The organism is Lysinibacillus sp. G4S2, from assembly GCF_030348505.1.
GTDB lineage: Bacteria > Bacillota > Bacilli > Bacillales_A > Planococcaceae > Lysinibacillus.
In genome coordinates, this window is sequence record NZ_JAUCFJ010000002.1 from 930,280 (window position 1) to 950,225 (window position 19,946).

At 36.5% G+C, this 19,946-nt stretch carries 24 protein-coding genes and 1 pseudogene; 17 read left to right on the forward strand and 8 right to left on the reverse strand.

Annotated elements, in window-relative coordinates; translation table 11 throughout:
* Positions 1-55: 55 nt before the first annotated feature.
* The gene (locus QUF91_RS04765) at positions 56-580 is read right to left on the reverse strand and encodes a CotY/CotZ family spore coat protein (protein WP_285395536.1); all 525 of its coding nucleotides are present in this window, start codon (positions 578-580) and stop codon (positions 56-58) included.
* 133 nt (positions 581-713) lie between these two features.
* Between QUF91_RS04765 and QUF91_RS04770 the strand changes: the two genes are divergently transcribed.
* The 6 genes from QUF91_RS04770 (at position 714) to QUF91_RS04795 (ending at position 3,687) form a co-directional block, all read left to right on the forward strand.
* A complete protein-coding gene (locus tag QUF91_RS04770; RefSeq protein ID WP_285395537.1) occupies positions 714-1,118 on the forward strand; it encodes a hypothetical protein in 405 nt (134 codons plus the stop codon).
* Positions 1,119-1,574 carry a stage V sporulation protein AC gene (gene spoVAC / locus QUF91_RS04775; RefSeq protein WP_285395538.1) on the forward strand — a complete coding sequence of 152 codons (456 nt, stop codon included), beginning with the start codon at positions 1,119-1,121 and terminating at the stop codon, positions 1,572-1,574.
* Complete coding sequence (locus QUF91_RS04780) at positions 1,568-2,563, forward strand: stage V sporulation protein AD (protein ID WP_285395539.1); 996 nt, start codon at positions 1,568-1,570, stop codon at positions 2,561-2,563. Before spoVAC ends, QUF91_RS04780 begins: the two co-directional genes overlap by 7 nt.
* Before the next feature lie 16 nt (positions 2,564-2,579).
* Positions 2,580-2,939, forward strand: coding sequence for a stage V sporulation protein AE (gene spoVAE, locus QUF91_RS04785; protein WP_285395548.1), 360 nt, complete (start codon positions 2,580-2,582; stop codon positions 2,937-2,939).
* Positions 2,940-3,004: 65 nt separating this feature from the next.
* Positions 3,005-3,181 (forward strand): YjcZ family sporulation protein, encoded by a 177-nt coding sequence (locus QUF91_RS04790; RefSeq protein WP_285395540.1) that lies wholly within the window; start codon positions 3,005-3,007, stop codon positions 3,179-3,181.
* Positions 3,182-3,438: 257 nt separating this feature from the next.
* Positions 3,439-3,687 (forward strand): stage VI sporulation protein F, encoded by a 249-nt coding sequence (locus QUF91_RS04795; protein ID WP_285395541.1) that lies wholly within the window; start codon positions 3,439-3,441, stop codon positions 3,685-3,687.
* 193 nt (positions 3,688-3,880) lie between these two features.
* Here QUF91_RS04795 and QUF91_RS04800 read toward each other — a convergent pair whose 3' ends face one another.
* The 3 genes from QUF91_RS04800 to QUF91_RS04810 all read right to left on the reverse strand — a co-directional run bounded on the left by QUF91_RS04800 (position 3,881) and on the right by QUF91_RS04810 (position 5,630).
* Positions 3,881-4,309: a GNAT family N-acetyltransferase gene (locus QUF91_RS04800; protein WP_285395542.1), complete on the reverse strand. Its 429-nt coding sequence runs from the start codon at positions 4,307-4,309 to the stop codon at positions 3,881-3,883.
* 3 nt (positions 4,310-4,312) lie between these two features.
* On the reverse strand, positions 4,313-4,828 hold the full coding sequence (locus QUF91_RS04805; protein ID WP_285395543.1) for a YjcG family protein: 516 nt from the start codon (positions 4,826-4,828) through the stop codon (positions 4,313-4,315).
* 82 nt (positions 4,829-4,910) lie between these two features.
* Positions 4,911-5,630, reverse strand: a complete 720-nt coding sequence (locus tag QUF91_RS04810) for an alpha/beta hydrolase (protein WP_289417020.1) — start codon at positions 5,628-5,630, stop codon at positions 4,911-4,913.
* Positions 5,631-5,742: 112 nt separating this feature from the next.
* On the opposite strand from QUF91_RS04810, the gene QUF91_RS04815 reads away from it, so the two are divergent.
* Together QUF91_RS04815 and QUF91_RS04820 are read left to right on the forward strand one after the other, a co-directional pair.
* Entirely contained in the window at positions 5,743-6,324 is a 582-nt protein-coding gene (locus QUF91_RS04815) for a phosphatidylglycerophosphatase A family protein (RefSeq protein ID WP_285395545.1), read from the forward strand.
* 323 nt (positions 6,325-6,647) lie between these two features.
* Positions 6,648-7,268: a thermonuclease family protein gene (locus QUF91_RS04820; protein ID WP_289417021.1), complete on the forward strand. Its 621-nt coding sequence runs from the start codon at positions 6,648-6,650 to the stop codon at positions 7,266-7,268.
* A 408-nt stretch (positions 7,269-7,676) separates the two neighbouring features.
* Here the strand turns inward: QUF91_RS04820 and QUF91_RS04825 are convergent, their stop codons facing one another.
* Positions 7,677-9,383 carry a methyl-accepting chemotaxis protein gene (locus QUF91_RS04825; protein ID WP_289417022.1) on the reverse strand — a complete coding sequence of 569 codons (1,707 nt, stop codon included), beginning with the start codon at positions 9,381-9,383 and terminating at the stop codon, positions 7,677-7,679.
* Positions 9,384-9,793: 410 nt separating this feature from the next.
* On the reverse strand, positions 9,794-10,969 hold the full coding sequence (locus QUF91_RS04830) for an RNA recognition motif domain-containing protein (RefSeq protein ID WP_289417023.1): 1,176 nt from the start codon (positions 10,967-10,969) through the stop codon (positions 9,794-9,796).
* 357 nt (positions 10,970-11,326) lie between these two features.
* Here QUF91_RS04830 and QUF91_RS04835 point away from each other — a divergent pair, with 357 nt between their 5' ends.
* The 4 genes and pseudogenes from QUF91_RS04835 to QUF91_RS04850 all read left to right on the forward strand — a co-directional run bounded on the left by QUF91_RS04835 (position 11,327) and on the right by QUF91_RS04850 (position 14,448).
* Entirely contained in the window at positions 11,327-11,569 is a 243-nt protein-coding gene (locus tag QUF91_RS04835; RefSeq protein ID WP_285395185.1) for a hypothetical protein, read from the forward strand.
* A gap of 226 nt (positions 11,570-11,795) precedes the next feature.
* Complete coding sequence (locus tag QUF91_RS04840) at positions 11,796-12,086, forward strand: YciI family protein (RefSeq protein ID WP_289417024.1); 291 nt, start codon at positions 11,796-11,798, stop codon at positions 12,084-12,086.
* Between the two features lie 233 nt (positions 12,087-12,319).
* Positions 12,320-12,607: pseudogene (locus QUF91_RS04845) on the forward strand (M15 family metallopeptidase); the annotation flags it as partial.
* Between the two features lie 629 nt (positions 12,608-13,236).
* Positions 13,237-14,448 (forward strand): FAD-dependent oxidoreductase, encoded by a 1,212-nt coding sequence (locus QUF91_RS04850; RefSeq protein WP_289417025.1) that lies wholly within the window; start codon positions 13,237-13,239, stop codon positions 14,446-14,448.
* Positions 14,449-14,510: 62 nt separating this feature from the next.
* Here the strand turns inward: QUF91_RS04850 and QUF91_RS04855 are convergent, their stop codons facing one another.
* Both QUF91_RS04855 and QUF91_RS04860 read right to left on the reverse strand, forming a co-directional pair.
* Positions 14,511-15,284: an IclR family transcriptional regulator gene (locus QUF91_RS04855; protein WP_289417026.1), complete on the reverse strand. Its 774-nt coding sequence runs from the start codon at positions 15,282-15,284 to the stop codon at positions 14,511-14,513.
* Positions 15,265-16,053, reverse strand: coding sequence for an IclR family transcriptional regulator (locus tag QUF91_RS04860; RefSeq protein WP_289417027.1), 789 nt, complete (start codon positions 16,051-16,053; stop codon positions 15,265-15,267). The genes QUF91_RS04855 and QUF91_RS04860 overlap by 20 nt, the downstream gene beginning before the upstream one ends.
* Before the next feature lie 215 nt (positions 16,054-16,268).
* On the opposite strand from QUF91_RS04860, the gene QUF91_RS04865 reads away from it, so the two are divergent.
* The 5 genes from QUF91_RS04865 (at position 16,269) to QUF91_RS04885 (ending at position 19,738) form a co-directional block, all read left to right on the forward strand.
* On the forward strand, positions 16,269-16,427 hold the full coding sequence (locus QUF91_RS04865) for a hypothetical protein (protein ID WP_285397096.1): 159 nt from the start codon (positions 16,269-16,271) through the stop codon (positions 16,425-16,427).
* Between the two features lie 256 nt (positions 16,428-16,683).
* A complete protein-coding gene (locus QUF91_RS04870; RefSeq protein WP_289417028.1) occupies positions 16,684-17,811 on the forward strand; it encodes a cupin domain-containing protein in 1,128 nt (375 codons plus the stop codon).
* A 24-nt stretch (positions 17,812-17,835) separates the two neighbouring features.
* Positions 17,836-18,780 carry a fumarylacetoacetate hydrolase family protein gene (locus QUF91_RS04875; RefSeq protein WP_285397094.1) on the forward strand — a complete coding sequence of 315 codons (945 nt, stop codon included), beginning with the start codon at positions 17,836-17,838 and terminating at the stop codon, positions 18,778-18,780.
* A complete protein-coding gene (locus tag QUF91_RS04880) occupies positions 18,780-19,280 on the forward strand; it encodes a DinB family protein (RefSeq protein ID WP_285397093.1) in 501 nt (166 codons plus the stop codon). The genes QUF91_RS04875 and QUF91_RS04880 overlap by 1 nt, the downstream gene beginning before the upstream one ends.
* Before the next feature lie 290 nt (positions 19,281-19,570).
* Positions 19,571-19,738, forward strand: a complete 168-nt coding sequence (locus tag QUF91_RS04885; RefSeq protein WP_289417029.1) for a hypothetical protein — start codon at positions 19,571-19,573, stop codon at positions 19,736-19,738.
* Positions 19,739-19,946 lie beyond the last annotated feature (208 nt).

Sequence of the window (19,946 nt, forward strand, 5' to 3'; positions counted from 1 at the left end):
TACAGCAGAGGATGCTGTACACTTTTTTTTGTGTAGTGTGTCAAAGGAGAAAAGATTAGTCACAAATCCCTAAGTCAACATCAGCAATACATTGTACAGCGCAGAAACATGATAAATCTACAGTGATACAGCTTTCAGTTGAATTCCAATCATCTACTTTACATATTTTTTTCATGTTGACACAGCAACCATCACGACTTAATAGGTCTACTGTACTTTCACTAGAGTCAAATGAACATAAAGGCTCTAAAACACGCAAAGTGGCGCAGCACTCATCGAACATATCTTCTACACGGAAAAATACTGATGTACATTTACATGGATCTGCTGTTGGAGAACTAAAGAATGCTTTGAAAGGAGTACCATCTTTGGTAATTAACATGAATACACGTGTATCTGCATGAGAGCGTGCAGGACTTACTATGCCTCCAAGTGGTTCTAAGAAACAGTTAGCTGTACATGGTTGACATTCTTCTCTCACCGCTTGATTTTGAATGTCTAAAATAGCGCGTACTACGTCACAAACGCAGCCTGCTGAATGGATTGGTCCAATAGGATTTGTTGGCTTGCCACAACCCATATTGTCACCTCCTTTCCTCGTTACTACTTCTACAATATGTACTTATGAAAAATGGACTCGGGCTTTCGTATATATAGTCAAATGAATAGTTTTTTTATGGTTGGAGAAACTTTAAAGAAAAGGAGGGTAAAACTTGAAGCTATTAGGAATTATGTTACCTCTATTAGTCAGTTTAACGCTTTTAAGTGGTTGCGGTGAAAAAGAAAAATTTATTGTCTATGGTTCACCAGAAAATGAAAAGGAAGTTGAAACCATTTTAAAAGAACAGGACTTTGTGGACAGAGCAACGGTTATCCAATATGACAATAGTATGCTTGTAGCAGTTCAGATTAAACCATGGGATAAGTGGAAAAAGGCTAAATTAGAGAAAAAGTTGCAAAAGAAATTTGATGAAAAATATCCAAACAAAGCCATTTTGGTTTCAGCTGATTATAAAATTTATTATGAAGCCAATAAAATAAAAAAGGATAAAGTTGAAGATAATAAACTGAAAGAAAAAATCAAGGAATTGAAAGAGCTTTCAAAGGAGGAGACATAAATGGAAAAAGAGCAATATAAAAAATTAGAACAAAATGTCACACCGAAGCCTCCCTACTTAAAGAATGCCGCAAAGGCTTTTATTATAGGAGGCATTATTTGTACAATTGGACAAGCTGTTTCACTTTTTTATATGATCTTCTTTAATTTTACGGAAGCGACAGCTGGAAATCCAACAGTTGCAACAATGGTGTTCTTTGCCATGGTTTTAACGGGCTTTGGTTTATATAAGAGAATTGGTCAATTTGCTGGGGCTGGATCGGCTGTGCCTGTTACGGGCTTTGGGAATGCTGTCATTTCAGCTGCTATTGAGCATAGATCTGAAGGATTAGTACTAGGTGTTGGTGGGAATTTATTTAAATTAGCCGGTTCAGTTGTATTATTTGGTGTTGTATCCGCTTTTTTTGTTGCCCTTATTAAATATATTCTTGTGACGATAGGAGTGGTTTCATGGTAATTGTCTTTCAATCGAAGCCTTCCTTAATAGCAGGTGGTGTAGTAGCAGGTCCACTAGAGAAACGTAGTATATTTAGTCAATATTTTGATGCGACCTATGATGATGAACGTTGGCAAATGAAAACAAATGAACAGGGCCATCGAAAAATGGTTGAAGAGGCTTGTGAATCTGCCATGAAAAAAGCGGGCGTGAAAAATATGGACATTGATTACTTGATGGGTGGCGATTTAGTGAATCAAATGACCCCGACCAATTTTGCGGCCAGAGACTTAGACATTCCTTTTATCGGATTATTCTCAGCATGTGCCACCTCTGTATCTTCAGTAATTATTGCGAGCCTTTTAACAGAAGTAGGTGCCTCTAATTTATCGCTAGCTGGTGCATCTAGTCAACATAATGCAGTGGAACGGCAATTCCGCTATCCAATCGATTATGGCTCACAAAAGCCGCAAACTGCTCAATGGACCGTAACAGCTGCTGGTTATGCTCTTATTGGTAAGCATCATGAAGAATACCCTTCTATTGAAGCAGCAACAGTTGGAAAATCGATTGATTACGGTATGGATGATCCATTTCACATGGGCGCAGCGATGGCACCAGCTGCTTTTCAGACGATTCAATCCCATTTAGAGCAGCGTAATCAAAAAATTTACCACTATGATTTAATTTTAACAGGTGATTTAGGTCAACTTGGCTTAAAACTGCTAAAAGGAATGTTTGTTGAAAGTGGCATAAAGAGTGAGGAGCTAACGTTTTTACGTGATGCAGGTGCAGAGTTTTATGGACAGGATGAAACATTTCAATCCGGTGCAAGTGGTGCAGGTTGCTCGGCTGCTGTTTTTTTTAGTTATGTGATCCAACAGATGCGGGCAGGTACCTATAAACGAGTACTTCTTGTGGCGACAGGAGCATTACTGTCTCCGCTTACATTTCAACAGGGCGAGACAATTCCATGTACGGCACATGCAATTGAAATTACAATGAAATGAGGCAAAAGCTATGGTTATGACATTTGTATTTGCATTTATTGTAGGTGGCCTTATTTGTGTTATAGGCCAATTACTAATGGATGTTGGTAAATTAACACCCGGACATACATTGAGTACTCTAGTCGTAGTTGGGGCAATTTTAGACGGAATGGGCTTGTATGAACCTCTAATTGATTTTGCAGGTGCTGGTGCAACAGTCCCTATTACATCTTTTGGCAACTCTTTAACGCACGGTGCAATGGCTGAGGCAGAGAAACATGGACTTGTAGGTGTGTTGACTGGGATGTTTGAAGTAACAAGCTCAGGAATCAGTGCTGCCATAGTCTTTGGCTTTATTGGAGCATTAATTTTTAAACCAAAAGGAAATGTTGACTAGACGAATACCCCACCCATTTCTACACCGAAAACATATTATAGGTTGTAGAAGGGAGGGGTATTTTTATGGGATATCAAGGCTGGTGCACACAACAGTATGGAGGAAATGTTGGTAGCTGGAACGATAGTTATTGCGGAGGCGATTACTACGGTGGCTATTGTGGCCATGGTCAGAGCTCAACATTTGTTCTAATTGTTGTCCTATTCATTCTTCTAATTATTGTCGGCGCTACTTTCATGTAATTTAACATCTATTGACCTAAAGCCTCTGGCGGATGTCACGGAATCGGAAAGGAGATCTTTAAGTAAGCACAAAGCCGATTCCAGACACAATTATGCCGAGGCATAATTGATTAAATGTGACATTAGATAAAAGGCTTTAGCTTTTCTTCAGAGCGCCCCATGATCTGAACCAAAGTTTAAAGCCTTCACTCGTTGTTAAATATTTCGTTCATAAAAAACAATGGAAATAAAGAATTGTAACTGATAGGAGGGGGAACATGCATCGCGGGTTTTTTAATTCAATTGAACAGAAAACAGGGGTATCAATGGAGGAAATCTTCGCATTAGCAAATGCAATTCAGCATGCAGATTTTAAAAATGAAAAACAAGTTAGAAAAATCGTACGACGTGTAAGTAAGATATCTAAGAGACAAATTACGCAAGAGCTTGAGGATAAAATAGTACAATCTATTATTCAAGATGGTGATTCACTAGATTTAGATAAAATCACTAAAATGATGAAATAGTATGATATATCCACTAGGCAAAGCAATTTGTCAAAAAGGTTGGGTAAATGGACGTTCATTGATAATTCAACCTTTTAAACAATTAAAAAAACAAAAAGGGTGTTACGATATGCATCAGCATTATCGTAACACCCATTGGTCTTCATTCACAGAATAGAAATTAAGAAACTCAGACTAAGGAATTCCTGTTGTTCTAAATTATTTTTTCCATAGCACGATGTGGGATACCAGCGTCCATAAACTCAGGAGATGTTACCGAATAGCCAAGCTTTTCATAAAAAGGAATAGCATAGCTTTGTGCATGGAGTTTTAGTTTTTTCTTATTAATAGAAATGGCATGATTCTCCATTTCCTTCATTATTAAAGCACCTAGTTTTTTGCCACGCTGATCTTGTAAAATACAGACACGTTCAATTTTTGCTGTATCGTTTTCAATACCACGAAGACGTGCGGCACCTACTGGCTCACTACCCTCATACATAATGAAATGCGTTGAAGATGCATCCTCAGTATCACATTCTAGATGTAGCGGCACACCTTGCTCTTCAACAAAAACCTGTTTGCGAACTGCAAACGCATCCTCATGCTCTTTTGCTGTTTCCACAATCTTAACGTTGTACAAGAATTACTCAGCTCCTGACAATCGGAATGTTTCATATGTTGTCCACGAGCCATCTTCCAATTGGTATAAAAGATGAATACGATCAATTGTATCTTTTTCGTCAACACCTGTCATACGTAATTGCCCAAAGATGTCATCGTGCTCAGAGGCTGTCATTTTTTGAGCAATTGTAATATGTGGTACAAAAACATGTTTAGTTTCTCCATACGGAATTTTTTCTATTAGTGCATCATGAAATGCTTCTAATTGTTCTGTCGGCTCAATGCGGAAATAAATTGCATTGGTTGTAGGGAAAAACGAACTTATGCGTGATGCATGAATGTTTAAAGGTGCATATTTGGCAGCAAGTTCATCTAATTGATTTACGATGGATTTAATATCCTCGTCTGTTGCTTCAAAGCTGTCCTTGAACGTCATATGCGGTGTGATTTTCGCATAATGCGGATCGTAACGTTTGCGATAAGTATTAGCTAGGTCTTGCAATTTTTTTGATGGAAATGCCACAATACCGTACTTCATAGTCCATTACCTCCCGAAAGTAAACAATTTTTCTATTAAAGTATAACAGATATTTCGCTTTTCGTAATTTGAATCGCCCAAATTAATTGAAATTTTCGATTAATGCACGACGTAAATCAGGTTTCCAATATTTCCACGTATGATTGCCGTCAAACTCGTCATAAAATGTAGAAAATCCTTTGCTTAACATAAGGTCATGCAATTGACGATTCGGTGTTAAAAAATCCTTTATTGTTTTGTCCATTGTCACCACTTGGTCTTCTTTTTTTCCGACAATATGATAAATAGAAATTGCCCCTGGATCTTTAAATTTTTCAACAGCTTTAAGTACATTTTCGTCGACATATGGTGACTGTAAAATCGCTTTACCAAAAATACTTGGATATTTTAAAGCAGCCATTAAGGAAGCAGTTGCAGCCATAGAGTCACCTATCACTGCACGACTCATACCCATTTGGTAAGTTGCAAATTCAGCATCTAAATAGGGCACAAGCTCATGTGCTAAAAAACGCAGATAAGCTTCATGTTGCTCTCCGCTAGGGATATATTTGTGACGTCGATCCTTAATATCTTTATATGGGACGAACGCGATAATTAAATTTTCGATTTCATAGTCATCGATAAGTTCATCAGCTAGTTTTGTGATACCCCCAAGTTGGAAATAATCCTTGCCATCTGATGCAATTAAAATATTATATTTATATAGTGGAGAATAATTTGCAGGGACATAAATATAAAGCTGTAATTCCTCCTGCAACGCTTCACTATAGAACTTTAAGTCCTGTACTGTTCCCTTATCCAATGATGCCACTCCTTCATGTGTTTGTGAGAAAATTGTACCATATACGAAAGTAAAGGTATAATAGATTGGGCTAGCACTATACTAGCAAAAAAAAACGAAATGAGGGTTATTTATGCATAATAAAAGTACTCGCATACACTCTGATGAAGTTGCGAAGGCAGCCCAAGCTGCACTCATTCGTCGTGGTGTATCGCTAGAGGATATTGCTAAAATCGTTTATGAAATGCAAAAGTCCTATAATGAAGGCTTAACATTAGACCATTGTATTCATTCTGTCGAGCGTGTATTACGCAAGCGTGAAGTTCAACATGCTTTATTAGTAGGTATTGAATTAGATGAACTGGCAGAGAAAAAATTATTATCTGCTCCATTACAGCAAATAATAGAATCCGATGAGGGTTTATTTGGTGTGGATGAAACAATCGCACTTGGATCTGTTTTTACATATGGTAGCATAGCGGTAACAACTTTCGGTCACTTAGACAAGCAAAAAATTGGTATTATTAAGAAGCTGGACACAGAACCAGGACATCATGTAAATACGTTTTTAGATGATTTAGTTGGCAGTATTGCAGCTTCTGCAGCATCTCGTATTGCCCATCGTATGCGTGACTTAGAAGAAGAGGGCGAGACATTTGCAGATATAACGCCAAAAGAGCTAGGACCAAAACCAAAATCACATAATGAAATTTAACAAAGCTTTACTATATAAAACAGAGCCTCCTCTTTCACTTTAGGAGGCTCTGTTTTTAGTATGCATAGGCAATTGTTTTGTATACTCACACACGTCTTTTATAAATTCTTTAAAATATTACTGCTCAACACGTTATAAGATAAAAATAGTCAGTTTGTTGAAGTATCCTCAAATCATCGAGTTGCTTGCACCTACATAGCTTGAATGTAGTAGCCTGATATTTTACAATAGAAACATCGTGAAACTTTTTAAGGTTTTTGATTAGTGAAGGATGCTGTTTGAAAGCTTCTTTAAATGTAATAAAAATGTGAGGGACCTACTACATGAAAATGCAAGATATAAAAACGTTAATTACGAGTGGTACAATCATTCTAGCGGTTGCATTGTATATGATTTTTGGCAGATCACCTGCCGAAGAAAAGAATGCAACAACAACTACCGACCAGCAGGGTACTATTTCCATTGAACAGGTTGAAGAAAAAACAGGAAATAAGCGCTTTGATGTTGACTATATTAAAGCATATGATGGCGATACAATTCAGGCGACAATTAACGGAAAGAAACAAAAAATTCGCTTACTGATGGTAGATACACCAGAGATGAATTATAACAAAGGTGAAGCACAGCCTTATGCTAAAGAGGCGAGAGATTATACGATTAAATTGTTAGAAAACGCTAAAAAGATAGAAGCGGTTTACGATGTTGGACCAGAAACAGATAACTATGATCGACTATTAGCCTATGTCTTCGTGGATGATGTATTATTGCAGGAATCTTTATTGAATGAAGGGCTTGCGGCAGTTCGCTTTATTCATAAACCAAACAATACGTTTGAGGATGAGTTTAGAGAAATCCAACAAGGTGCAGAAAAAGAAAAGTTAAATATTTGGTCACATAAAAATTACTTCCAAAAAGATGGTTTCCATCCGGAGGTATTAAAATAAAAAACAAAAAATCATTTACTGTTTCGAACTGCTTTCTTTCAAGTGGACAACGGAAATAATAAAAATATATTAAGCGGCTTGAACCCTGAATTCTAAAGGGCTCAAGCCGCTTAATCGTTTCTGGTGGTAGCGATAGTGATTATTAAAATGAATTCACAGCGTTATTATTGATAATTATTCTGAAATAAGGAATTTTTACCTTGGCAAAAGAAAGTGAATGAGGTAGTTAAACAATGGGTATGGAAATGAAAGAAGAGAGGAACAGTGTGGAGCTATAAGAAGAAGAAGCGGTTTAGATTAAAAAATGATCTAACCGCTTCTTTTTTATCTGAATGATGTTGTTATTCCTTTGAAAATGTGTAAAGTCATATTGACATGTTAAAAGTGATGCTGCCCATGATAATCATATTAAACCCTGAATTGCGCTGCTAAATCTCTTAACTCCTCTGCCAAGTTTGCAAGTGCATAAGCAGATGATGAAATTTCTTCCATTGATGCCGTTTGTTCTTCAGTTGCAGCAGAAATACTCTCTGTGCCGGCTGTAGTAGATTTAGTTATGGAGTGGATTGTATTCATACTACCAACAATTTCTTCAGTTCCAGCTGCCATTTGCTCGACCGCTGCAGATACTTCTTCTACTTGCATCGTAACACTTTGAATGGCACCTTGAATTGAAGCGAAAGTTGTACGTGTACTTTCTGTTGTTTTAATCCCTTCATTAACTCCTGCTGTTACTAACTTCATTGATTCAACAGCCTTTTGAGTATCTTTCTGTGTCTCTGAAATCAATACTTCAATTTGGTTAGAAGACACTGCAGACTGTTCTGCTAATTTCCTAACTTCATCAGCAACGACGGCAAAGCCTTTTCCATGCTCACCAGCACGTGCGGCTTCAATTGCGGCGTTCAGGGCAAGGAGATTTGTTTGTTCAGCAATTGCTGTAATCGAATCAATAATTTGACCAATGTCATTAGAACGTTTTCCTAACAAGCCGACAACTTCGGATAAGCCATTTACTCGTTCTGTAATGTCCATCATTTGTTGATTCATTTGATCCGCGGCATTCATACCATTTATCACCAGGGATAAAGAATCACCTGAAAGCTCGGTAACAGCTTGAGCATTTCCAGCTACTTGTTGCACACCTGTGGAAAGCTCATTGACAGTATTGACGGTGTTAGACACATTGTTTAGTTGCTCTACTGATCCATGAGCAATAGTTTCCATCGTATTTGCAACCATCTCTGTTGCCTTCGTAGTTTCTGCTGCATTGGCGTTTAATTCTTCAGATGCTGATGCTACATGATTAGCAGTTTCAGTCACTTTTGTAACCGTATTACGAATATTGTTAATCATCGAATTAAATGATTGGGTTAATTGACCGATTTCATCCTTAGATGAATAAGTACCTTGCACAGTCAAATCGCCATCGCCTGCTTTTAACATATTAGCCTGCAACTCTTTCACTGGATTTACAATTAAACGTGCAATCCATGTTGCCAATGTAATAAAGAAAATAATGGCCACAACAGAGAGAATGGCAGAAATAATCATAGTAGTGAATAGACTTTGTTTATTTTCTTCATTCAGTTGATTGGCATCTTCAGAACATTGAGTCATAAGATTGCGTGCATCACTTGCCATATTCTCAGCAAAATCATCTAAAGTTGTGGTGTAAATAGAATAGGCTTCGTCGTTTCGGTTCTGACTAGCTAAATCAATAACATCTGCCATGGTGCTCAAATACCCATCAACATTGGATTTAAGAGACTCTAACAGTTTTTGTTCATCTTTATTTCCATTGAAAGTGGCTTCAAATTTCACGATCAAGTCTTTAATACTTTCAGCTCTCTCTGAGATCATTGTCTTTAGGTCAGCATTATCATTTGCATCCGTAGTAATCATGAGTTCTAAAACGAAAGAATCCATCGCACGAATATCAGTTCGAGTTTGGCCGATATATTGAATTGGCAAAAGTGACTCGTCGTACATTTCACTAGATTTTTTTGCCATATCCTTAATGTAATAAAAACCAACGCCTGAAATAATTAGTAAAAATATAACAGCGGATGAAATAAGTGTTAGAATTTTCTTTTTAACCGATAAGTTTTTCAAAATATTCCCTCCATTAGCTCAATTATCTTCAAAAAAGTGGGATATAGTAATAATTTTGGATATATTGAGTAATTTAGATTTGGTAATAATATACCACATCCCAGTCTTTGATAAGAGAAGAGAGAATTATGGGATTTTTATGAAAAATAGAAGATTACAGCTTATTGCAATCGAGTTTACTGACGGTAGTAACATGACACCACTATAGATTTATAAAAAAGATTGAACATTTAAAACAAAGGCATTTAAAACAAAGTTCGATTATTTAAAATAAAGATTGATTCAAGCAAAAGATGATAAAGAAAATAAAAGGGACAAATAAAAGATGGTATATTGTTCGAAGATAAGAAAGGGGTTAATCCCTAAATCATTGTTTAATGACTTTTAGGATAACCCCGAATTTTTCCTGGTTAATGTTGTGGAAGATAGTCTTGGCCGTTTATCGTTACTTTAGAAGCTGAGATAAGGATTTCTTTATTTGCAATAAAATATGGGTCTAAAATATTGTAAAATGCTTCCCATTTTTCTTCAATTTTTTCTTGTTCTTCCTTTTCATCGAGAGCTAAGATTTCTTCATAGAGCTGTTTTAATTGCTTGCTATCTGCTTCACTAACTTCGAATTCAAAGTCAGCCATGTATTCTTCAAATGTTTGAGGCTTTAAGAACTGATTAAGGATCCCGTAGAATTCTTCATGTAGTTTATCATACAACTCATCATTTTCATCTTTTAATGCTTTTTGTAAATCCCTATGAAGAGTTTTTAGTTTGGCTAAGGTTTCTGCAGGGATCTCTAAAATTTCCGTGACTTTCATACAGCTAGCCATAAATTCTTCAAATGTTTCTGGTGCATTTAGCTCATCTAAATATGGTTCAAGGATTTTATCAAATTCTTCATATTTTTTGTTAGCTTTTTCCTCATCACCACTTTTTTCAAGCTTTATCCATTCTTCATAAATAGCTTTAAGTTGTGCGTTATCGTTTTCTTTAATAACAATATTTTTCTCATTAAATCCGTATTCTTTCATATACTCTTCAAATGATTGAGGTTGCCAATTAGCTAATGTATACGGCTTTATGATTTTATGTATTTCTTCGTAAATTTTTTTTAGTTCCTCATGTTTCTTTTCTATCTCTTCATCTGTTAGTCCTTCTACTTTTGTAAATTCTTTGTGTACGTGTTTCATTTCATTAAACAATTTTTCTAATTTTGTTAGATCTTCTTTTGTTATCTCTTTAGGCATGTCTTTTTTAAATACTTCAAACGTGAAGAAGTCTGAAAAACTCTCTGCAATGTTACCTTCTACAGAGATTTCTTGTCCTTCTACTAATTTCATTTTTTCTATTTGCTCATCAGAAAATTTATGGAAACTGATAAAGTAATTTTTGCCATCTTTTCCTTTAAGGTTCATTCCATCGTCGTAGATGTTTTTAATAGTTCCTGTAATTTTTTGTTCAAGTTGAACAGTAATACTACTATTATTTGTTGTTTCTACTGATGCAGCCCCTGCTTGAAGTGGTGTCAGAACAGCCATTCCAATTGTAAGTACTGAAGCAATCATCCAAGTTTTTTTAATCGGTTTTTTCATATGTATTTCTCCTCGTATTAAAAATAAGTTATTACCATTAATTAGACGATTTACCATTTGAAAAAGTTTGTTGTTTTAAAAAAAAATTGGAGAAATGGTAAAAAGTTTATATAGTAAAAGGTATTCGGAAAAGTAGTGTGCAGTATTATTAAACTAGCGTAAGCAGGTTAGTTGAAAAATGAACAAGAAAGTGTTGTAAAATAATGTGAAAAACTGAAGACTTGGGAGATGTGTAAATTTGGCTTATATTCACGAGTTTGGAATAGTTGCATGTATTGAAAAAAAAAAGAGTATGTTAGTTATGAACCTGAAAAATATAATTGCATAGGTGTAGATGGGGGTCTTTTTGATGAACTTATGTCTAAGGATTTTGGTGAAAAAACGAATCATCTAGAAACATTTGCACATAACACAAATAGACCATATAAAAGCCTCGACTATTTTGGAATAACATTGATACCGCCAAGTTCTCGTAAACAATTTTTAAATATGGTTAGTGAAGCAAACGACGAGTACAAATCAGAAGAACTTGAAGAACTGATGAAAAAAATAGTTGAAGCAATAAAAGAAGATAAATGGATGATTCATTTTGGTGTTTAATACTGTAAATACATACAAGTAAGCTTAAGAGGTGATTGTTCAATTAGAGCAATCGCTTCTTGTGCTAACGATGCAGGTTACTGTTTTGAAAAAAGTTTAACCAGAAACCATTCCTTTATTTTCGAACAAATTTTCTTTACTCATGTTTTACTAAAACGATTTTCAATATTATAGATGTACAATGGTAAATATAGAAAAATGATATACCTAGAAAGGTGATGGAGTTATGTTTATAGTTCTTTTAGAGTATATGAAACCATTAAATGTAGTCGAAGATTTTTTGAAAGAACATGTAGATTTCTTAGATAAACATTATAAAGGAGGCGACTTCATTTTTTCTGGACGACGTGATCCTAGAATTGGTGGAGTTATTTTGGTTAACTCGAATGATGAGGCTACGGTTCAGGAAATGTTAAAAGAAGACCCTTTTTATATAAATAAAGTTGCTGAATATGAATTAATTAAATTTACGCCAACTAAATATGCCGATGAGTTCTCACCATTTGTTAATAGCTAATTTGAAATAGAGAATAAGACATCCTGAAAATGATTAAACTTTTTTATAAAAAGTAATTTCATATGTATATATTTAGAGCAGGTTTTGAGCAATCTTTTTTCAAAACCTGCTCTTTCTATTGGTTCATTTATTAAGGGTCTTAATTTGATTAAACTTTATTTCGAAGTAACAAAATGTAGTAGTACGTTCAACCGAAAACTAAATTAATGGCTGTTTTCTCAAAGGTTGTTGAAAGTGCTGTTCCTAGAACAAGCGAACATCAATCAGGATTAGCAATTGACGTTAGTGGATCTGATGGATCTTGTGCAGCAGATGACTGTTTCGCGAATACAGAAGAGGCAGCATGGCTTGAAGATAACGCCCATAAATATGGGTATATCATTCGCTTTCCAAAAGACAAAGAAAATATTACTGGCTACCAATATGAACCGTGGCATATTTGTTATGTTGGGGTAAATTTAGCCACTGAGTTATATAATAAAGGGTTAACATTGGAAGAATATTATGAGTTGCACAAGTGAGTAGAGTGAGAAAATAACAATGAGTATCTTAAAAGTATAAAATTCTTCCAATTAATTTAGTGGGCTCCTATTGAAGAATGGGGGCTCTTTTTTGAATTAAAAAAACCGAAGTGATATATAAAACAAGCTCCTCTATCAATTGGATCATCACCATAGCGTGTGGTTGATTTCCGTTCCGGCAGGCACTTTGCCGCTGACGCTTCGCTTTCGCGCAGATAAAACAATTGTTGCTGCCGCTACGCTTTCGCACAGATAAAAATTCTAAAGGGTTCAAGCCGCTTAATCGTTTCTGGTGGTAGAGATAGTGATTATAAATGAATATCACAGCGAATGTTCTTCTAAACTAAAAGGTGCCCCAAAGTGATCGGGTGCAGTTTATTTGAAGTTGAAAGAGTATTTTTAGGTGCATATTGAAGTTAATGTTGCGACGAAAATTATTTCCAAAATAATAGATTTGAGGATTTGGTTTCAAAAAAATGGTAAGTGAACAAAATAGTTGATTTTTTATCTTTGATTTATTTAATTGTTTTCCATTCCATATAGCGAAAAAACGAAATTTCGAATGGATTGATAAACACATATGATAAACGTATAGAAGATCAATAGAATTTGGAAAGGATGAATCAAATATGGCAGTAGAAAAACGAGATGTACTAGTAATTGGTGCTGGGCCAGTAGGGATGACAGCAGCCCTTGCCTTGGCAAAAGAGGGTATTCAAGCCACAATTATAGAGGCGGACCCACAAAATCGTGAGCGTGCAGGAAGTCGTGCTATTTATATTCATAAAGCCACATTGGAGCTATTAGAAGATATTTCAACGGGGCTTGGTTTTAAATTAGCTGAGATCGGAATCGTTTGGCCAGTAAAACGGACATTATATAAAGGAGATAATATTTATAAGCGTGTGTATGAACCACCAAAGCCAAACACATTACCTGCTTTTTCATCGTTACATCAACATGAAATTGAAAAAGCATTATATGCAGCCTGCTTAGCCGCTGGTGTTGAATTTAGATGGAATGAGCCTGTTAGTGAGGCCAAAACAACAGAAACAGGTATAACGATTACAACAAATCAAAATGAATGGCATGCGCAATATGCTATTGCAGCAGATGGGTCACGTTCTGTCGTTCGCCAATCGTTAAATATTAAATTTGAAGGGCCGCGTACGTCAGATACATTTGTTGTGGTTGATGTGAAGGAGGATAAAAACAACCCTTTACCGATCGAGCGTATATTCCATTACCAGCATCCTTTAGTGGATGGGCGTAATGTGATGTATGTACCTTTTGCAGGAGGCTGGCGCTTAGATTTGCAATTATTAGAAGGCGACGACAAAGAATACTTCGGTTCTGAAGATGGTGTACGGGAATGGTTGCCCAAAGTATTTCCAGCCTCGTATGCAGAGAACATTACATGGATTTCAACGTATACATTTTACCAAGTTGTAGCCGAAACATATACAGATGGGCATGCACGTATCGTATTAGCTGGTGAAGCTGCACATTTATTCGCTCCATTTGGTGCACGTGGTTTGAATTCAGGTGTCCCAGATGCGATCATTGCAGCACGTGGTATTGTAACCGCATTACGTACAGAAGATAAAACAGTAGCAAAAGAGGCTGTATTAGCAGCGGCAAATGAGCGCCTATATGCAGGACAATACAATCGTGAATGTTCAAATTTAGCACTTGAGCATATTCAAGGAACATCTGAAGACATTCGTTTAAAGCGAGAAATATCCGCGTTTTTAGCACCACATATCCCAGCACTTGGAAAGTGGCTAGACGAAGGACCATTTGGACCACGTTCAGGGCCAACACTTACTACAAAATATTAGAATACAACGTAACAAATCTGAATCCCGTTAACATTGGGCTCAGATTTGTTACTTTTATGCCATTAACTATAGTAACCTAACAATTCTGAAATTTCAGCTGCTGCGTTTTTTAATTCCTCTAAAATAACCGTATAATCATCTTTTGAAATTGTACTTTCGTGTGCAATTAATGTGATAGCGGATACGACCGATCCAGTGTAATCTCGAATAGGATAAGCAAAACTAATATAGCCAATAGAATATGTATGCTCAGTTACTGCAAATCCTTGTTTATAAATGTTCTCCAGTTGTTGCCGTAATGCCTCACCTATATGTGTATATGGCGTATATTTTTTTAATGGTTGTTGTACATACTGATTAATAGTAGTCACATGCTGATGTGCTAAAATGACTTGTCCCTCTGCTGTACAATGTACATCCTTTGTAAAACCCATTGCTGTAGTAATTTCAGTTTGGGCATGAGGTATACATTGTAAAAAGTATACAATTTTTTTATTTTCAATTAAGCATAAATTTACAACTTGTCCGAAAAAGTTGGATAGATGCTCTACTTTTGGATGGGCCTCTTTATATAATTCATACTGGATATGAATAATGCCACCTAATGTTAAAATGGATAATCCTAAACGATATTTGTTAGTATGGCTCCGTTTTATTAAAAATCCCTCATTAACGAGCTCTTGTGCAAGACGATGAACGGTACTCTTAGGTAAATCTAATAATTTTGCGATATCGGTGATGCCTAGTTCTGCTCGATCAGTTCGGTATAAGCGTAATAGACGTAATGCATTTTTTACAGATGAAAGGTTCGTTTTATTATTTATTGAAGATGTCATTTGGTGACCCCGCCCCGTATTTTTGAATAAATTGGGTTATCATCTCAGCCGTTTGTTTTAGGCTTAGTGCAAATGCTTTTTCATTAGGTTGTAGCGCTTTAACTTTGCCGGCAATACTAACAGAAGCGACTACTTCATTTTGTTTGTTAAAAATTGGTGCAGCAATGGACATGAACTGCATATGTAATTCCTCTCGACTAATCGCAACCCCTTGTTGGCGAATTTGTTGAAAACTTCTTTCATACTGTTCAATTGTGGTTAAAGTTGACGTCGTGAAATCTATAAATTGTGTTTGTTGTAATAAGGCTAATCGCTGATCATCGGGCATAAATGCAACAATAACTTGACCGGAACTTGTTGCATAAAAAGGATTGCGGCGCCCAATATGGGATTTGAGCGGTACCTGTATAAGTCCATCTTCTTTTTTTAAATATAATACTTCTTTTCCCGAAAGCATTGCAATATGTGCAGATTGTCCAGTTTTTTTAGTTAATGATTTTAAATAAGGTGTCATTCCCTTCAAAACATCTAAATCGTCTATAAAAATATTCGTAAATCGTAATATAGATGTACCTAATTTATAATGTTGCTTCTCATGTATAATAAAATTTTCTTCTTCCAGGGTTTTTAGTAGCCTGTGAGCTGTGCTAATAGAAATGTTTTGATTAGCTGCAATCTCACGCAATGACCATTCTGGCTGTTCTAAATTGAAACTTTTCAAAATTTGTAGTGCATTTGTTAATGAGCTATTCCTCGTTCGTGCTTTCATATGTTCACACCCCTTTATTATTGTATATAGTTTGGCTCATCACCAAAAGTTGTGGATGACATTTTTTAAAATATATGCGCTGTATATTAGTTGATCTTCGTTCCGGCTGGGCGACTCCTCGGGGATCAGCGTCACATTAGCACTACGCTTTCGCGCAAAAAACATCGTGCTGCTGCCGCTACGTTAGCACTACGCTTTCGCGCAGAAAACATCTGTTGCCCCAAGCGGCTTATCGGACGCCCCCAGGTATCTTTGCTCTGTGCGAAAGCGAAGCGACAGTAACACGGTTTTCGTCTGTGCGAAAGCGTAGCGGCAGCGACAATGCGCCAAGTCGGAACGGAAATCAACCATACGTTATGGTGATGAACCTATAGTTTATATGATATCCGATAAATAGAATTTTAGGGAATTCTTTTCCTTGTTCCATATAGAGAAATTCTGAACTATTCATAAATTTACGTGATGTATATTATCAATATTAGAAATTAGTGTTTGTAGAAAAGGAGGATTTAAATAACGAAAAATTAAGAAGGGTAGAAAATGATTGATATGAATTATTTTCTCAAGTGTAGAATGATTTTTTTATACTACTATATCGAAGCATCTATTCTTTAATCTAGGGGGTATTTTATGGCGGGTCCAATGTCTAAAGAAGTAACTGAATTTTTGAAAAGTTCTGTTGTCACTGATTTTAAGCAAGATATTGCACAGTATAATTTAGGTCCACTCTGGGAAGCAATTCCAGAAATTATGAACAAAACACCAAATCCGCAGGCCGAGGCATATCTTTGGTCAAATGAATTACTAGAAAAGAAAATGAAGGAAGCCGCTCAAATTTTTACACCCGAACGTGGTGGAGAGCGTCGAGCAATTTACTTCCAAAATCCAGGCTTAACATACCGTAAACCTTGGGGATGGGCATCAACAACACAAACGATATATGCAGCGGTGCAAATGTTGCAGCCGGGGGAAAAAGCACCGTCACACCGTCATTCCCAGTCGGCCCTTCGTTTTATTTCAAAAGGGAGGGGCGCGTATACAATTGTACAAGGGGAACGTATTTTCATGGAGGAAGGAGATTTTCTAATTACTCCTAAAAATTTATGGCATGGTCATGAGCATGTAGGAACAGAGCCTATGCTATGGATGGATGCGTTAGATATACCAACGCTATATGCTATCGGTGGTACGTTCTTTGAGCCATATGCAGATGGGTTACAACAACCTGGTGTGCCAGATAACTTTACTGAACAGCGATATAGAGGTGGCATGGTACGTCCAGTTGGCGATGACAAGTATACAGTGGCACCACTTGCAAACTATAAATGGAACCGAACTGTCGATGGGATAAAAGGGTTAATGGCATTTGACCCAGATCCACATCATGGTTTTGCGGTGGAATATATTAACCCATCGACAGGAAAATCAGCTAACCCAACTCTGGGTACACGCATGCAACATTTACCAGCAGGGCTGCATACCAAAGCATTACGACATACACATTCAACTGTATATCACGTGCATAGGGGGGAAGGCTATACGGTCATTAATGGTGTGCGTTTTGACTGGAAAGCTGGGGATTACTTTGTTGTACCAAACTGGGCTTGGTATGAGCATAAAGCTGAAAAAGATGCGTATTTATTCTCTGTAAATGATATTCCTATTATGGACCGCTTTGAATTGGAGCGGGAACAAGCATATGAGACAAATAATGGTCATCAAGATATTGCTAGCGAGTTTAAAGCAGATTTTCGTTAGCTTTAAAAAAGGAGGTAAAAGCGTATGAAAATTATAACATTTACTGAAAATGGTCATACACGTATTGGAGCAGTTCATGAATCTATTGTTATCGATTTACATCGCGCAACAGAGCAGTGGTTATTATCACAAGGTAAAATCCGAGCAACAAAAATTGCAGAAGCATATGTACCTACAGATACAAAGGGTTTTTTAGAAGGTGGCGAAGAAAGCTATGCTTACGCCAATCAAGCAATTGAATATGCATTAAATAACGTATCTGATGTTTCATTAACATTTGCATTACAAGATGTAAAAGTAGGTCCACCGATTACGAATCCTGGTAAAATTATTTGTGTTGGTCATAACTATCGCGAACATATTTTAGAAATGGGCCGTGAAATTCCAGAGAACCCTGTCATCTTCGCCAAATATGCAAACACCTTACTTGGTCCAACAGAGGATCTACCTTACTATCAGATTTCTGAACAACTTGATTATGAGGCAGAATTTACCTTTATTATTGGGAAACGTGCCAAAGATGTGCAAGAGCATGAGGCACTTGAATATGTAGCGGGTTATACCATTGCTAATGATGTCACATACCGTGATTTACAGCGTCGTACAATTCAATGGTTACAGGGGAAAACAGTAGATGGTTCAGCACCAATGGGACCATATTTAATTACATCAGATGAATTGTCAGATCCATATGGTTTAGAAATGGTGTTAACAGTTAATGGTGAAGAGCGTCAAAGGTCGAATACGAAAAATTTGGTATTTGATGTACCAAAATTGGTGGCATTTTTATCAAGTATCATGACATTAGAGCCTGGGGATATTATTTTGACCGGCACGCCGGGTGGAGTAGGAGTTGCTCGTGAACCACAGGAATTTTTACAAGAGGGCGATGTTGTTAAAGTAGAAATTGAAAAAATCGGCTATATCGAAAATAAAGTAACAGTTGTTCAAAAGGAAGTATCTGTGTAATGGTGGTATTAGTCAGTGAAATCAGTCGTTATGAGCAAGCTACAGCACAGATTAATCGTTTAATACAAAGGATCAGTGATATAGAGTTTTTTCAACAACCTTCAGAAAATGAATGGTCTATTGCTCAAATTGTAGCACACTTAAATGAAGCTATTATATTTTGGTTAGACGATATACAAGCACTTCAGAGCATTCCAGATGGAAAATGGGGAAGAAACCATGAACATGTTCGCCGGTTGGCCGCAGTTGCCCCTAAAAATATTGAATCATTAACGCGACAAATTGCAGTCGAGAAGTTAGAAAGGCTTGCTACTATAGTGGCGGATGTCCTTGCCACGGTGACCGTTAAGCAGTTACAACAAACAGCACCTAGTTATAATACTAATTTTAATAACAAACCGTTATCATTTATAGTCGAACATTTAATTGTTAAACATATTGAGAGTCATTTTAATCAAATGGAACGTCATTTAGAAAAGGTAAAGTTAATGAGAATATAATAAGCTTTCTATAATACCAGCTATCGAATAATATTCGATAGCTGGTTATTTAGGTGCGCCCGGCATGCGTATGAACTATAAATCATCCTCTTCAAATGTATAAAAATGGTTAATCAACACACCTGTAATGATTTCTTTAATACAGATACTTATGGTTGTCAAATTCAAACTTCTATAGAAAATAATGAATCAGTTTACTGTAATCGGGCTCATCACCAAAAGTTGTGGATGACATTTTATTAAATATATGCCCTGTATATTGTTGATTGGAGTGGAGGCTGGGCGACTCCTTGGGGATCAGCGTCACAGGTGAGACCCTGGAGCGAGCAAAGCGAGTGAAGCGGCTCATCGGACGCCCCCAGGAAGCTTTGCTCTGTGCGAAAGCGAAGCGACAGCAACAAAGCGCCCAGCCGGAACGGAAATCAACCACACGTTTTGGTGATGAGCCAAAGAATTGAAGAACTTAGAAAAGAATGGCTGATAAAAGCTATTCCTTTTTATTAGGCATAAAATAGAAAGGTGGAAGTGAAAAGTTATATTTTGTGTTGGGTGCAGTTGTTGAATGTGCCTCTAGAAATAAAGAGCGTCGTATTAATTAAATAAGATTTTCATTTATTAAAGAACGCGATAGGTTGTGATCTTTTTTTGTTAAGTGAATTAAAGTTG

Bases quoted from the DNA above. Each gene is read 5' to 3' on its own strand.
- QUF91_RS04790 (WP_285395540.1), top strand. From the start codon at position 3,005: ATGGGATATCAAGGCTGGTGCACACAACAGTATGGAGGAAATGTTGGT.
- spoVAC (WP_285395538.1), top strand. From the start codon at position 1,119: ATGGAAAAAGAGCAATATAAAAAATTAGAACAAAATGTCACACCGAAG.
- QUF91_RS04875 (WP_285397094.1), top strand. From the start codon at position 17,836: ATGAAAATTATAACATTTACTGAAAATGGTCATACACGTATTGGAGCA.
- QUF91_RS04870 (WP_289417028.1), top strand. From the start codon at position 16,684: ATGGCGGGTCCAATGTCTAAAGAAGTAACTGAATTTTTGAAAAGTTCT.
- QUF91_RS04840 (WP_289417024.1), top strand. From the start codon at position 11,796: ATGTTTATAGTTCTTTTAGAGTATATGAAACCATTAAATGTAGTCGAA.
- QUF91_RS04820 (WP_289417021.1), top strand. From the start codon at position 6,648: ATGAAAATGCAAGATATAAAAACGTTAATTACGAGTGGTACAATCATT.
- QUF91_RS04795 (WP_285395541.1), top strand. From the start codon at position 3,439: ATGCATCGCGGGTTTTTTAATTCAATTGAACAGAAAACAGGGGTATCA.
- QUF91_RS04880 (WP_285397093.1), top strand. From the start codon at position 18,780: ATGGTGGTATTAGTCAGTGAAATCAGTCGTTATGAGCAAGCTACAGCA.
- QUF91_RS04780 (WP_285395539.1), top strand. From the start codon at position 1,568: ATGGTAATTGTCTTTCAATCGAAGCCTTCCTTAATAGCAGGTGGTGTA.
- QUF91_RS04860 (WP_289417027.1), bottom strand. From the start codon at position 16,053: ATGAAAGCACGAACGAGGAATAGCTCATTAACAAATGCACTACAAATT.
- spoVAE (WP_285395548.1), top strand. From the start codon at position 2,580: ATGACATTTGTATTTGCATTTATTGTAGGTGGCCTTATTTGTGTTATA.
- QUF91_RS04850 (WP_289417025.1), top strand. From the start codon at position 13,237: ATGGCAGTAGAAAAACGAGATGTACTAGTAATTGGTGCTGGGCCAGTA.
- QUF91_RS04830 (WP_289417023.1), bottom strand. From the start codon at position 10,969: ATGAAAAAACCGATTAAAAAAACTTGGATGATTGCTTCAGTACTTACA.
- QUF91_RS04835 (WP_285395185.1), top strand. From the start codon at position 11,327: ATGTCTAAGGATTTTGGTGAAAAAACGAATCATCTAGAAACATTTGCA.
- QUF91_RS04765 (WP_285395536.1), bottom strand. From the start codon at position 580: ATGGGTTGTGGCAAGCCAACAAATCCTATTGGACCAATCCATTCAGCA.
- QUF91_RS04805 (WP_285395543.1), bottom strand. From the start codon at position 4,828: ATGAAGTACGGTATTGTGGCATTTCCATCAAAAAAATTGCAAGACCTA.
- QUF91_RS04815 (WP_285395545.1), top strand. From the start codon at position 5,743: ATGCATAATAAAAGTACTCGCATACACTCTGATGAAGTTGCGAAGGCA.
- QUF91_RS04855 (WP_289417026.1), bottom strand. From the start codon at position 15,284: ATGACATCTTCAATAAATAATAAAACGAACCTTTCATCTGTAAAAAAT.